The organism is Saccharopolyspora erythraea (assembly GCF_018141105.1).
In the GTDB taxonomy this organism is placed as follows: Bacteria; Actinomycetota; Actinomycetes; order Mycobacteriales; family Pseudonocardiaceae; genus Saccharopolyspora_D; species Saccharopolyspora_D erythraea_A.
This window is the reverse complement of sequence record NZ_CP054839.1, coordinates 137,661-150,941: the sequence shown is the minus strand read 5'-3', so window position 1 is coordinate 150,941 and position 13,281 is coordinate 137,661. Positions and strand designations below refer to the sequence as shown.

The 13,281-nt window shown below is 70.7% G+C and carries 14 protein-coding genes; 2 read left to right on the top strand and 12 right to left on the bottom strand.

Features of this window, described 5'->3' with window-relative positions; genetic code table 11:
• Positions 1–145: 145 nt before the first annotated feature.
• Entirely contained in the window at positions 146–706 is a 561-nt protein-coding gene (locus HUO13_RS00630) for a ferritin (protein ID WP_211899587.1), read from the top strand.
• Between the two features lie 57 nt (positions 707–763).
• Here the strand turns inward: HUO13_RS00630 and HUO13_RS00625 are convergent, their stop codons facing one another.
• The 4 genes from HUO13_RS00625 to HUO13_RS00610 form a co-directional block, all read right to left on the bottom strand.
• Entirely contained in the window at positions 764–1,264 is a 501-nt protein-coding gene (locus tag HUO13_RS00625) for a hypothetical protein (protein ID WP_211899586.1), read from the bottom strand.
• Positions 1,264–1,845 (bottom strand): SigE family RNA polymerase sigma factor, encoded by a 582-nt coding sequence (locus tag HUO13_RS00620; RefSeq protein ID WP_211899585.1) that lies wholly within the window; start codon positions 1,843–1,845, stop codon positions 1,264–1,266. Before HUO13_RS00620 ends, HUO13_RS00625 begins: the two co-directional genes overlap by 1 nt.
• 124 nt (positions 1,846–1,969) lie before the next feature.
• Positions 1,970–2,917, bottom strand: a complete 948-nt coding sequence (locus HUO13_RS00615) for a DUF5926 family protein (protein WP_211899584.1) — start codon at positions 2,915–2,917, stop codon at positions 1,970–1,972.
• A gap of 54 nt (positions 2,918–2,971) precedes the next feature.
• Positions 2,972–3,736, bottom strand: coding sequence for a glycerophosphodiester phosphodiesterase (locus HUO13_RS00610; RefSeq protein WP_211899583.1), 765 nt, complete (start codon positions 3,734–3,736; stop codon positions 2,972–2,974).
• Positions 3,737–3,795: 59 nt separating this feature from the next.
• Here HUO13_RS00610 and HUO13_RS00605 point away from each other — a divergent pair, with 59 nt between their 5' ends.
• A complete protein-coding gene (locus HUO13_RS00605) occupies positions 3,796–4,953 on the top strand; it encodes a cytochrome P450 (RefSeq protein WP_211899582.1) in 1,158 nt (385 codons plus the stop codon).
• A gap of 1 nt (position 4,954) precedes the next feature.
• On the opposite strand, the gene HUO13_RS00600 is transcribed toward HUO13_RS00605, so the two are convergent.
• From HUO13_RS00600 to HUO13_RS00565, 8 genes are all read right to left on the bottom strand, one after another.
• Positions 4,955–5,830: a DUF4328 domain-containing protein gene (locus HUO13_RS00600; protein WP_211899581.1), complete on the bottom strand. Its 876-nt coding sequence runs from the start codon at positions 5,828–5,830 to the stop codon at positions 4,955–4,957.
• Positions 5,831–5,859: 29 nt separating this feature from the next.
• Positions 5,860–6,207 carry a rhodanese-like domain-containing protein gene (locus HUO13_RS00595; RefSeq protein ID WP_211902561.1) on the bottom strand — a complete coding sequence of 116 codons (348 nt, stop codon included), beginning with the start codon at positions 6,205–6,207 and terminating at the stop codon, positions 5,860–5,862.
• A 486-nt stretch (positions 6,208–6,693) separates the two neighbouring features.
• Entirely contained in the window at positions 6,694–8,334 is a 1,641-nt protein-coding gene (locus HUO13_RS00590) for a solute symporter family protein (protein WP_432757811.1), read from the bottom strand.
• Positions 8,331–8,708 carry a DUF485 domain-containing protein gene (locus HUO13_RS00585; protein ID WP_432757810.1) on the bottom strand — a complete coding sequence of 126 codons (378 nt, stop codon included), beginning with the start codon at positions 8,706–8,708 and terminating at the stop codon, positions 8,331–8,333. Before HUO13_RS00585 ends, HUO13_RS00590 begins: the two co-directional genes overlap by 4 nt.
• 289 nt (positions 8,709–8,997) lie before the next feature.
• Positions 8,998–10,755 carry a cation acetate symporter gene (locus tag HUO13_RS00580; RefSeq protein WP_211899580.1) on the bottom strand — a complete coding sequence of 586 codons (1,758 nt, stop codon included), beginning with the start codon at positions 10,753–10,755 and terminating at the stop codon, positions 8,998–9,000.
• A 78-nt stretch (positions 10,756–10,833) separates the two neighbouring features.
• The gene (locus HUO13_RS00575; protein ID WP_211899579.1) at positions 10,834–11,244 is read right to left on the bottom strand and encodes a hypothetical protein; all 411 of its coding nucleotides are present in this window, start codon (positions 11,242–11,244) and stop codon (positions 10,834–10,836) included.
• Positions 11,241–12,029, bottom strand: coding sequence for a LytR/AlgR family response regulator transcription factor (locus tag HUO13_RS00570; RefSeq protein WP_249125242.1), 789 nt, complete (start codon positions 12,027–12,029; stop codon positions 11,241–11,243). Before HUO13_RS00570 ends, HUO13_RS00575 begins: the two co-directional genes overlap by 4 nt.
• 326 nt (positions 12,030–12,355) lie before the next feature.
• Positions 12,356–13,252, bottom strand: coding sequence for a S49 family peptidase (locus HUO13_RS00565; protein ID WP_211899577.1), 897 nt, complete (start codon positions 13,250–13,252; stop codon positions 12,356–12,358).
• Positions 13,253–13,281 lie beyond the last annotated feature (29 nt).

The following is a 13,281-nucleotide window of genomic DNA, read 5'->3' as shown; positions in this document are numbered from 1 at the left end:
CACCTCAGGCACGGAAAATCTCGGTCGTCAACATGAGGTTTGCCTAACCGAAATTAGGTGAACAATACCTATCTAAGGCAAGCCGAAACAATTGTAGGCGACCCTGTTAAATGCGACTTGACTGATTCCAGAGTACATTGGCCCCATGGCTATCACCGCGAAGAAGATTGAGCGCAAGGAATCGAAGTTCCACCAGTTGCTGCAGGAGCAGGTGCACAACGAGTTCACCGCCTCGCAGCAGTACATCGCGGTCGCGGTGTGGTTCGACAACGAGGACCTGCCCCGGCTGGCGTCGCACTTCTACAAGCAGGCGCTGGAAGAGCGCAACCACGCGATGATGATCGTCCAGTACCTCATGGACAACAACATCAAGCCGAACATCCCGGGCGTGCCCGACGTCCGCAACGACTTCTCCGAGACCCGCGAGCTCGTGGCGCTGGCCCTGGAGCAGGAGCGCGAGGTCACCCAGGAGATCGTGAACCTGGCCAAGACCGCCCGCGACGAGGGCGACTACCTCGGCGAGCAGTTCATGCAGTGGTTCCTCAAGGAGCAGGTCGAAGAGGTCTCCCAGATGTCGACGCTGCTCAACGTGGTGGACCGCTCGAACGGCAACCTGTTCGACGTCGAGACCTTCCTGGCGCGCGAGACCGTGGGCGACGAGGGCGCGGACTCCGGTGCGCCGTCGGCCGCCGGCGGCGCGCTCTGACCCCGCCGGGCGCGGTCCGTCCGCGCGCCGGCCGCCGGTCCGGGACTGAGCCCGCGCTCAGCCTCCCGGGCCGGACTCGTCCTGCGACGGGTTCTCCCCGGACTCCGACGACGGCCGCGAAGTCGTCGGCGGGTCCTCCGGCTCCGAGGTCGACGGCGGCTCGGAGGTGGTGGTCGGGGAGGTCGTGTCGCGCAGGATCGACGGCCGCTCGCTGGTCTGCGGTCCGGGCGTCACGTGCGTGCTCTCCGGCGGCGACCACGGGTGGTGCGGATCGACCTGCGGCGCCGTCGACTGGCCGCTCGACCCGCTCGGGCTGGTCGTGCTGGTGACCACCGGCGGCACCGCGGGCGGCACCGGCCGCTTCTCGTAGCTCATCGCCGCGACGCCACCGCCCACCAGCACCGTCGCGGCCAGCGCTCCGCCGACCGCGGCCACCGCGGTGTTGCGCTTCCTGCGGCGACGCGCACCGGCCACCAGCGACCACTCGGCCCCGGTCCGAACCGGGATGTCGAGCTTGTCGTCCCGCAGCACCCGCCGCAGTTCGTCCTCGAGGCCCATCACACGTCACCTCCCTCAACCAGCGGTCCGAGGCGCTTGCGCAACGTGGCCATCGCCTTGCTGTTCTGGCTCTTCACCGTTCCACAGCTCACCCCGAGCGTGTCGGCGATCTCGGCCTCGGAAAGCCCTTCGTAGAAACGCAGCACGACCACCGCGCGTTGCCTCGGCGGCAGCGTCTGCAACGCCTGCCACACCGGCTCGTCCTCCAGCCGGTCGTGCCTCGGCTGGGCGGGGACGTCCGGGAACTCCGCGATCAGCGTCTCGCGCCGGGTGCGGCGCCAGCGGCTGACGTGGGTGTTGGCCATCGCCTTGCGCACGTAGGCGCGCGGGTCGTCGCAGTTCTGGCTCACCTTCGCCCACCGCGCGCCGACCTTCTCCAGCACCGTCTGGACCAGGTCGGCCGCGTCGTGCGGGTTGCCGGTCAGCGCGTGGCCATAACGCATCAGCCCAGGTAGAGCTACCCGGACGAACTCCGCGAAGTCGTCTTCCGTCGCCGCCATGTCCCCCTGATGCACGCGCCCGGGCCAGCTGCGTGCCGCCTCCGCGGCGGAGGCGGGTGCAGCAGGCAGGTGCGCGGTCACGCTCCACTCCCTCCACGCCGGGACTCGCCGTGGAGGACACGTCCGTCCACCATGATCGGTTGCCGCGCACCCCCCTCGTCACTCGATCGGAGCAATGTGGGGGTGATCGCGGCCGAACCGTGACTCAGCGGACGGTGATCTGCCTGCCGCGCAGACCGTCCCGGGACCGCCGCTCGGCGGCGTTGAGCGGCTCGGAGTCCAGCGACTCCAGGGCCTCGGCGAGCCGGGTGCCGAGCTCGGCCGCGGGCTGCTCCCACTCGCGGGCGTGCTTCTCGCGGTCGAGGTCCCAGACCGGCACCAGCAGGCCGTGCGCCCGGAACGACCCCGCGTAACGGCTGTCCTCGCCGAGCGCCAGCTCACCGCGCGCCGACAGCCGCGCGAGCGCGGCCAGCAGCTTCTCCTCCGGCTCCGGGCGCACCCACCGCAGGTGGGCCTTCTCTCCCGCGTCGACCCAGTAGGCCGACTCGACGCCCTCGGCGTTGAGGCGCTCGGTGGGCATGATCGCGGCGTTGGCCCGCTCCAGCGACAGCGCGACCTCGCCGGTCGGCTCGGTGTCGCCCGGGATCCACCACGAGAAGTCCTCGTGCAGCTCGACGTCGAGCTTCGCGTCGACGTCGACGAGGTCCTGCAACCGGTTCGGGACGGTGCCCGCCTCCGCGGTCTCCGGACCGACGACCGGCAGCGAGGTGCCTGCCTCGGCCGACTGCACCCACTCCAGGGCGCGCGCGAGGTCGCGGCTGATGTCACCGGAACGGGTCTGCACCTGCAGCCCGACGAACGCCTTCTCGTCGACGCGCATCAGCGCGGCGGCCGCCATCGGCAGGACGGTGGCGAGCGTGACCTCGCGCCCCTCCCGCACCGGCAGCTTCGCCGTCGCCGACGGGACGAACTCGCGCAGCGCGACCAGCTCGCACTCGGCGGCCAGTCCCTCGAAGGGCCTGGTCACGATGACGTCGGCGGCTCCCCCGGCGCGGCCGTGGCAGGCCTTGTAGCGCTTTCCGGAGCCGCACGGGCATGGCTGGCGCGGACTGATGCCGCTTTCGGGCCTCGGTTCGGCGGTACGCTTGGCCACTTTCGACGTCTCCTCGCTCGCTGTGACTGTGGTTACGACGCTATCGAAGCGAGGTCAGCGCTGGTCAACCAGGTAGGAGCGGGTGGAGCCGGGCCGGTTGGTGGCGATGTAGCGGACCCCGGCGCGCCGGCACAGCTCGATGTCGGCGGGCTCGTCGACCGTCCAGCAGTAGGTGGGGTGGCCGCGTTCGGCGGCGCGGGCCACGTAATCGGGGTCCTGCCGCAGCAGCCGGATGTCCGGCCCCGCGCAGTCGGCCCACGACGGCAGCTCACCGTCCCGGCGGCCGTTGGGCATCCGGTCGAACAGCAGCACCGTCGGCAACCTGGGCGCCGCCTGGCGGACGCGGCGCACGGCGGTGGACGAGAACGACATCATCACCACCTGCGAGGACTCCGCGTCCCGCGGGGCGGCGAGCCCGTGCCAGGCCAGCAGCGCGACGAGCTTGGCCTCCACCAGCCCCGCGTAGCGCACCGGGTGCTTGGTCTCGACGAACAGCTTCACCGAGGTGCCCTCGACGAAGTCCAGCAGCATGTCCAGCGTCAGCACACCGCGCTCGTCGGAGGGGTGGCGCCACCCGCTGAAGTCCAGCCCCGACATCATCGGCAGCGTCAGCTCGCTGACCACGCCCCGCCCGTTGGACGTGCGGTCGATGCGCCGGTCGTGCACGCACACCAGGTGGCCGTCGCGGCTGACCCGCACATCGCATTCGAGCGCGTCGGCACCCTGTTCGAGGGCCAGTTCGTAGGCACCGAGGGTGTGCTCGGCCCGTTGCGCCGAGGCCCCCCGGTGCGCAACGACTGCGGGGGTCGCCTGGCACACGCCGACATTATGCGCGCGAGATCTGTCCGGGGACCGCCCGGCGTGGCTAGTCTCGATCGATGTTCGACACCGCCGATCCGGCTTTCGTCGCCGACCCCTACCCGTGCTTCGCCGAGCTGCGCCGACGCGGCGAGGTGCACTGGCACCCGGGGCTCGGGGTGGCGGTCGCCGTTTCCCACGCCGCGGCCTCCGAGGTGCTGCGGCAGCGCGAGCTCGGCCGGATCTGGGTGGACGCGCGGCCTGCCGCGGACTTCCCCGCCTTCAACCTGCTCCACCGCACCTCGCTGCTGGAGACCGAAGGTGCCGAGCACACCCGGCTGCGCCGCAGCATCAGCGCGGCCTTCGCGCGCGGCCACGTCGAGCGGCTGCGGCCCTGGGTCACCGGACTGGCCGACGCGCTGGTCGGCGACATCGTCGAGCGCGGCGGCGGAGACCTCGTCGAGGAGATCGCCGCGCCGCTGCCGGTGCAGGTGATCGCGGAGCTGCTGGGCGTGCCCGAGTCCGACCGGCACCTGTTGCGGCCGTGGTCGAACGCGATCGTGAAGATGTACGAGCCGGGTCTGCCCGGACCCCGGCGCGCGGCGGCGGAGTCGGCGGCGGCGGAGTTCGCCGAGTACATGCGCGCGCTGGCGGGACGCCGACGCTCGGCCCCGGCCGACGACATGGTCAGCGACCTCGTGGCCGCCGAGGAGCTGAGCGCGGACGAGGTCGTCGGCACGGCGGTGCTGCTGCTCATGGCCGGTCACGAAGCCAGCGTCAACCTGTTGGCCAACGGGGTGCTCGCGCTGCTGCGCCACCCCGCTCAGTGGCGGCGGCTCGTCGACGAGCCCGGCCTGGTTCCCACCGCCGTCGAGGAGCTGATCCGCTACGACTCGCCGTTGCAGCTCTTCGAGCGCACCGCGGTCCAGGACGTCGTGGTCGCCGGGCACCGCGTGGCGGCGGGGTCGAAGATCGCCGCGCTGCTCGGCGCGGCGGCGCACGACCCGGAGGTGTTCGAGTCGCCGGACGTGCTCGACGTCGGGCGGCAGCCGAACCCGCACCTCGGCTTCGGCGCGGGCATCCACTACTGCCTCGGCGCGCCGCTCGCGCGGGTGGAGGCCGCCGCCGCGCTGTCGGCGCTGGCGCGGCTGGCACCGCGCCTGGAGCAGGCGGGCGAACCGGTGCGGCGCCCGGAGTTCGTCATCCGCGGCCTGCGGGAACTGCCCGTCGCGGTGTGACTCAGCGCTGGGCGCCGGCGGGCCGGGGCGCCCGCGAAGGTGCCGGAGCGTCGTGAACGCCGACCACGCGCAGGTGCGGCAGCTCTGTCGGGTCCGCCGGGACGAGCAACGTCGTCAGGTACTCGACGACCCGGATGGTGACCACCGCGAGGACCACCACCGCGATGTTGGTCCACACGTGCAGGACGACTCCGTCGGCCAGCGCCTGCGTGCCGCTGCGGAACCCCCACAGGAAGGTGCTCCAGCCCAGCAGCAGGCTCGCCGCCCAGGCCGCCCACCACACCAGGACCAGCCGCGACGGGCGCGGACGGGCACCGGCTTCGCGGACGCCCTCACCGACCAGGACGGCGTGCTCCAGCTCGCTCAGCGACGAACCCGGCACGAGCAGGTTGAGGCCCGGCACCAGCACGCCGAGCACGAACTGCGCGTCGGAGCGCGCGCTGCGCACACCGATCCGCTCGGTCGCGGCCTCGCGCGCCCGCAGCGCCCACAGGACGACGACCACCCCGGCGAGCGCGCCGAGGACCAAGGTCAGCACGCCGGTGGTGGCGACCAGCGCGTCGGAGACCGCGAGGGTCGTCGCGGGCAGCGCCTCACCGCGGCTGCGCAGCAGCAGGACGTAGCGCCAGAGCTCGGCGACGGCGGTCAGGCCGCCCATGCCCGCGGTGATCCACAGCGTCGAGGTGACCGTCGCGTACAGCGCGGCCACCCGCCGCACCGGGTCGACGAGGGGTCCGGCGGGAAGCGCCAGCGGCCACCGCCAGGCCAGCGCCGGGAACCCCCAGCGCGGCACCGCCGGGTAGGCGGGCGGGCCGGTGTAGGGGCGCGCCTGGCGCCGGACGGCGCGCGGGCGCGGGCCACCCGGCGGGGTGGCCACCCACCGCACCCTCGACACCGGCGGCCGGTTCACAGCACGAACGGCTCGGAGTCGGGGTCCTCACCGGTCAGCGGACGCCCGGAGGCGGCCCAGCCGTTCATGCCGCGCTCCACGTTGACCGCGTCCCAGCCGTTGGCGTTGAGGTAGGCGGTGACCTTCGCGGACCGGCCGCCGGACCGGCAGACGACGTAGAGCTGGTCGGTCTCGGGCACGTCGCCCAACCGTGAGGGGATCTCGCTCATCGGGATGTGCACCGCGCCGGGGGCGTGGCCTGCGGCCCACTCGTTGTGCTCCCGGACGTCGAGCAGCGCGGTGCCTTCGCCGGGCAGGTTCTCGGGCAGGTCCTCCGGCTGCACGCCGGGTACCTGGCCGTCCATCGGTGTAGTCACACCCCGATGCTGCCACGCCCGCCGTGGTGCCCGCGTGAGGCTCCGGCACCCGGCCGATCGTCGCTCACAGTGACCACGAATTGGTTGCTCACGCTTTCGGGTTCAATTCCGGTTTCGTGCCGAAGCTATCTCACCAACACGTGTCACAGTTTTCTCGTCCGAATCAGTCCCCCGTCTCGCACAGAAAGAAAGGAATACGTGTCTCGTCACGCAATTCTCCGCTGGCAGCAAGGAAGCGGCTGGGGTCACCTGGCCGTTCGCACCGAAGCCGCAGCACCCCGATTCGCAGGCTTCGTACGCATGACGGACCCCCGCGTCCTGGAACTGCTGGCGGAGAACTCCCCGATCACGGCCGACGGTGACATGCTGGAACTGCACTTCACCGTGCGCGACGGCGCGCTGGTAGCGGCCTGAAACGCACGAGGGCCCGCCCGGTGCCGACCGGACGGGCCCTCGTTGCGGCGATGGCGCGGATCAGTGCCCGCTGCCCGCCTTCTCCGCTCCGGCGCCGGTCAGCGACCGGACCTCCATCTCGGCGTACTTCTCCTCGTTGAACGGCTCCTTGCTCAGCACCGTTCCGAGGTAGCCCAGCAGGAACGAGACCGGGATCGAGATCAGGCCGGGGTTCTTCAGCGGGAAGAACGCGATGTCCAGCGACGGGAACATCGCGTCCTCGTTGCCCGACACCGCAGGCGAGAAGACGATCAGCACGATCGTCACCGCAAGACCGCCGTAGATGCTCCACAGCGCGCCCGCGGTGTTGAAGCGCTTCCAGAACAGCGAGTAGAGCAGGGTCGGCAGGTTCGCCGACGCCGCCACCGCGAAGGCCAGCGCCACCAGGAAGGCGACGTTCTGGCCGTTGGCCGCGATGCCGCCCAGGATCGAGACCACGCCGATCACCACTGCGGTGATCCGCGCGACCTTGACCTCCTGCTGCTTGTCGTCGGCCGAGCCCTTCTTGAGCACGTTGGCGTAGATGTCGTGGGCGAACGACGCCGAGGCCGTGATGGTCAGACCGGCGACCACGGCCAGGATCGTGGCGAAGGCGACCGCCGAGATGAAGCCGAGCAGCAGCGGGCCGCCGAGCTCCAGCGCCAGCAGCGGCGCCGCCGAGTTGACCCCGCCCGGGGCCTCCTTGATCGTGCTCGGCCCGACCAGCGCACCGGCGCCGTACCCGAGCACCAGCGTGAACAGGTAGAACAGGCCGATCAGCCAGATCGCCCACACCACCGAGCGGCGGGCCTCCTTGGCCGTCGGCACGGTGTAGAAGCGCATCAGCACGTGCGGCAGGCCCGCGGTGCCCAGCACCAGGGCGATGCCCAGCGAGACGAAGTCGAGCTGCGAGGTCGGGCTCTTGCCGTACTGCGCACCCGGGTTCAGCACCTTCTCGCCCGCCGCGTCGGCGGCGGCGCCGAGCAGGCCCGACAGGTTGAAGCCGAACATGCCCAGGACCCACAGCGTCATCACGAACGCGCCCGCGATGAGCAGCGCGGCCTTGATGATCTGCACCCACGTGGTGCCCTTCATGCCGCCGACCAGCACGTACAGGATCATCAGCGCGCCGACGACCGCGATGACCACGGCCTGCCCGGCCTTGTCGGTGATGCCCAGCAGCAGCGCGATCAGGCCGCCCGCGCCGGCCATCTGGGCCAGCAGGTAGAAGAAGGTCACCGCCAGCGTCGAAAGCGACGCCGCGGTCCGCACCGGCCGCTCCCGCATCCGGAAGCTGAGCACGTCGGCCATCGTGTACTTGCCGGTGTTGCGCAGCAGCTCGGCGACCAGCAGCAGCGCGACCAGCCACGCCACCAGGAAGCCGATGGAGTACAGGAAGCCGTCGTAGCCGTAGACGGCGATGGCACCCGCGATGCCGAGGAACGACGCGGCCGACAGGTAGTCACCGGCGATCGCGATGCCGTTCTGCGGACCGGTGAACGCACGCCCGGCGGCGTAGTAGTCCGACGCGGTCTTGGTGTTCTTGCTCGCGCGGAACACGATCACCATGGTGACCGCGACGAACACCGCGAAGATGCCGATGTTGAGCCAGCGGTTGCTCGCGGTCTCGCTCTGCGCGAGCACCTGCGCGCTCAGTGCCGGGGAGGAGGTCAGGGCGATCACGACTTGCCTCCTTCGGCACCGCTGTCGACGTTGCTCTCGACGCTGTTGCGGATCTCCTCCGACACAGGGTCGAGCTGGCGGTTGGCGTAGCGGACGTACAGGGTGGTGATGACGAACGTCGAGACGAACTGGAGAAGCCCCAGGACCAGCCCGACGTTGATGTTGCCGATCAGCTTGATGCTCATGAACCCGTGCGCGTAGTCGGCGAGCAACACGTAGACCAAGTACCAAGCCAGGAACAGCGCCGATACCGGGAAGACGAAGCTGCGCAGCCGGCGCCGTAAGGTTTTGAACTCGGGGCTGCTTTGCGCGGAGGCCCAGGTTTCGGCGTCGATACCGGACCCGGACCCGGACGGGTGGTCCGTGGTGCTCACGGCGCTCCCTTCAACATTGAACCGGCTCCGTCCGCGGGGTTGGACAGAGCCGGAAAATCGTTCAACGCGGGAACGCTACGTAGATCAGTCGGCAATGTGAAGACCCGTTCAGGGGTACAGCCTCTAACGATCGTGTGAAGATCGATGTACCCTCCGCCACTCACTGAAGTGGCCCGAATACGGTAAACCGTGGGAATCCCGGCGTTAACCGGCGGTTCGCGTCACGAACTGCAAACGAATCCGAGTCCGTTTTAACCCGTTTGGTCCTATGAGGACTTCCCTGTCGTGATCACTCGCGCAGGTGCCTGCCCGTCCTCGGCTCCTGCGGCACGCCCCGCACCGACGTCCGGTCGTCGATGAAACCGAGCCGGTCCGGGGCGTGCATCCGCAGCATCACCCGCGACACCCCCGCGGGCACCCGCCGCCGCGTCGCGCGGCTGACGCCCCAGGTCACCAGGAAGGCGGCCGGCACCGTGACCACCGCGGGCTGCCAGCTCAGCGCCGCCGCCCAGCTCCCGTCGTCGCCGGTCAGCATGCTCACCACGACCGCCGCCAGCACCAGCCCGCCACCGGTCACCAGACCCGCCGCCGCGCCCGCCGCGGTCAGGCCGCGCCACCAGATGCCCAGCACCAGCATCGGGCAGAACGTCGAGGCGGCCATCGCGAACGCCAGCCCCACGCTCTGCGTTATGTCCTGGTCGGACATGCGCAACGCCAGCAGAGTCGGCAACACGCAGGACACGACCATCATCAGGCGCACGTCGACGGCCCTGCCGCGCAACACGTCGGCCGACAGCACACCGGCCACGCTCACCAGCAGGCCCGACGAGGTGGAGAGGAACGCCGCGAACGCACCCGCCGCGGTGACCGCCCCGAGCAACCCGCCCAGCCAGTTGCCCAGCATCAGGTGCGGAAGCAGCAGCACCGCCGCGTCGGTCTCCCCGGTGACCAGCAGCATCGGGACGTAGAACCGCGACAGCAGCCCGAACACCGTCGGGAACAGGTAGAAAGCACCCAGCAGCGCGAGCACGTACAACGTGGTCCGCCGCGCGCCCTGCCCGTTGGGGTTGGAGTAGAAGCGTGCCAGCACGTGCGGCAGCCCCATGGTGCCCAGGAAGGTCGCCAGGATCACCGAGTAGGTCTCCACCAGGCCGCGGATGCCGCCGTCCTGCGGCCGCAGCCACGACGCGTTGTCGGACTCGGCGTCGTCGACCACCGGCACCGGCGAACCCGCGGGGAAGCGCAGCACCACGCCGGTGGAGACCGGGTGCTCGCCGGGTCGCATGTAGACGGTTCCGGGCTCGGCACCGACGACCTGCACCCACACCGGTTCGTCGACCCGCAGCCGCACGTCGGTCTCGAAGTGGACCGCGGTGTCGCGCTCGAAGACCGGCGGCGCCGGGGAGTCCAGCGCGCGCTGGTGCTGGGCGTCGCCGGTCATGAACACGAAGAACAGCACGAACGCGGGCAGCGTTATCGCGAACAGCTTCACCCAGTACTGGAACGCCTGCACCAGCGTCACCGCGCGCATGCCGCCGCTCAGCACGCTGACCAGCACGAGCCCGGTGACCGCGAGGACCCCCACCCAGTACGGATGCCCGGTGACCGACGACAACGTCAGCCCGGCCGCCTGCATCTGCGGGACCAGGTAGAGCCAGCCGATCAGCACCACCAGCGCCGTCGACAACCACCGCAGCGGCAGCGAGTCCAGCCGCTCCTCGGCGAAGTCGGGCAGCGTGTAGGCACCGGAGCGGCGCAGCGGAGCCGCCACGAACAGCATCAGCGCCAGGTAGCCCGCGGCGAAGCCGATCGGGTACCACAGCGCGTCGACCCCCTCCTTGAGCACCAGTCCCGCGATGCCGAGGAAGGACGCGGCCGACAGGTACTCGCCGGAGATCGCCGCGGCGTTGCGCTCCTCGCGCACCGACTGCCGGGCGGCGAGGAAGTCGGAGGTGGCGCGGGCGTTGCGCGCGCCCCAGAACCCGATGCCGAAGGTGGCGGCGGCGATGACGCCGATGCCGCACAGCGCCCAGATGCTCGAACTCATCGCGCCGCAGCCGCCTCCTGCCGCGCGCCGGGCGGGTTCCCGGCGGCCAACTTCGAGATCTCCAACGGTGCCGCCCGGCTACTGCTCGACCATGTGGATGAAGTCGCGCTCGTGCCGCTCGGCCACGCGCACGCACAGGTACCCGACCAGAACCAGGAACGGGTACGGCAGCACCCCGAGGACCAGCCACGACACGTGCATGCCGAACCAGACGGTGTCGCCCAGCGAGGGAAGGACGTAGAAGAGCGCGGGCAGGCCCAGCAGCACCAGCAGCGCGAACCCGGCGAGCAGCAGCGCGCTGCGCAACTGCACCTTCATCAGGTGGCGGACCAGGAACTCGCCGACGCTGGTCTGCTCCTCCAGCTCCATGATCGTGCGCGCGACCTGGCGGGTCCGCCGCTTGCTGTCGGCCAGCACCACGCGCCGCCTGCGCGGCGGACGGGTCGACTCGCCGCGCGGGCGGATCTCGAAACCGTGGTCGCGGCTCATGACATCCCCGGCTGCTGCCCCCAGCCGCTGCGCGGCGCGCGGACCAGGCGGTCCTTGAGCTCACGGGTGTGCCGCCTGCTGACCGGGAGCTCCTTGGCGGGCCCGCCGCCGAGGACCACCGAGTACCCCGACGACGACATCCGCAGCTCGTTGACCAGCCCGAGCGACACCAGGTACGAGCGGTGGATGCGCAGGAACCCGGCGTCGGCCCAGCGCTCCTCGAGCTGGGCTAAGGGGATGCGAACCAGGTGCGAGCCGTCGGTGGTGTGCAGGCGGGCGTAGTCGCCCTGCGCCTCCACCCAGCGGACCGTCTTGCGCGGCACCAGCTTCGTGGTGCCCGCGAGCTCGACCGGGATCACCTCGTCGTCGTCCTGGGCGGACCCGTCGACCGGACGGCTGGGCGTGGTGTTCTGCGACTTGCGGCGCTCGATGGTGCGCAGCGCGCGGTCGACCCGCTCGGCGTTGGCGGGCTTCATGATGTAGTCCAGCGCGCCGACCTCGAACGCCTCGAGCGCGTTCTCCTCGTGCCCGGTAATGAACACCAGCGCGGGCGGGTTGCGGAACGCCTGCAGCACCCTGGCCAGTTCCATGCCGCTGAGCCCGGGCATCGACACGTCGGCGAACACCGCGTCCACGATGGACTCGTCCTGGTCGCGTCTGCCGCGCAGCTCCGGGTCGTCGCTGCGCAGCAGGCGCAGCGCTTCCGCGGCGTCGAAGGCGGTCAGCACCCTGCCGACGCGCGGATTGTTGCCCAGCAGGTACTTCATCTCGTCCAGGCCGGCCATCTCGTCATCGACGGCCAGCACGACAAGACCGGAGGAGCTCTGTCGAATACTCACTGTAACGCCATATCCTGCCGCGCCGGGGGCGCACTGTCCACGGTCGAATGTCGGCGTCGAGTTTCAGCACTCCCGCGTCGGTGCCCGCCCCGGCGCCCGACACGCGAAGAAGCGCACCCCGTCATCTTCGCGCCGGACGGACCGGCAGCGGCCCCGGCGAAATCCACGGCAAGTGAGATGAATCACGACTGGTGCTACAACGTACGCGTGTGCGGAGCGTGCAGGTTCTGGGGGCCTCACTCCTGCTTTCGGCACCGGCCGCGGGAAAAGCTCTACAGGCCGAACCGGGACCACATCGCGCGGTGCTCCAGCGCCTCCACCACGGCACCGGCTCCGCCGAGGCGGGCCGACGCGGGCGAACCGACGCCCAGCTTCGCCAGCAGCGGCTTGCGCGGCTCGACGGTGACCAGGTGCGCGTCGGGGAACTTCCGGCGCACGATCCCGCGCAGTGAGCCGACACCGTCGACCAGGCCGAGCTCCAGCGCCTTCGCGCCGCTGTAGACCTCCCCGGAGAACAGCTCCTCGTCGGTGCCCTTCAACCGCTCGCCGCGACGGTCGCGAACCCACTGCTGGAACTGGTCGTGCAGCTCGGTCTGCAGGCCGTGCAGCCAGCGCACGTCCTCCTGCTTCTCCGGGCTGAACGGGTCGAGCCGCACCTTGTGGTCGCCTGCGGTGTAGACGCGGCGCTCCACGCCGAAGCGCTCGAGCAGACCGTTGAAGCCGAAGCTGGCGCTCACCACACCGACCGAGCCGACAATCGAGGTCTGGTGCGCGTGGATCTCGTCGGCCGCGCAGGCCAGCCAGTAGCCGCCGGAGGCCGCGACGTCCTCGCAGAAGGCCAGCACCGGCACCTTCTTCTCGTCGGCCAGCTCGCGGATGCGGTCGGCGACCAGCGCGGACTGCGTCGGCGCACCGCCTGGCGAGTTGATCGAGAGGACCACCGCCGACAGCCTGTCGTGGCCGAACGCGCGCGTCAGGGCGGACTCGGTGGTCTGCGCCGAGATCGTGCTGCGGCTGACCGGCGACGGCGTCGGCGTGATCACGCCGTGCAGCTTGACCACCGCCACCACCGGACCGCGCTCGGCCTTCTCGCCGAGCTTGCCGGGCAGCTTCGCGGACAACTTCTCACTCAGCAGGTCGGTGAACCTCTGCGGCGCCTTGTCGTTCATGCTTCGACGTTACCGGCTTCGCGGCGGCC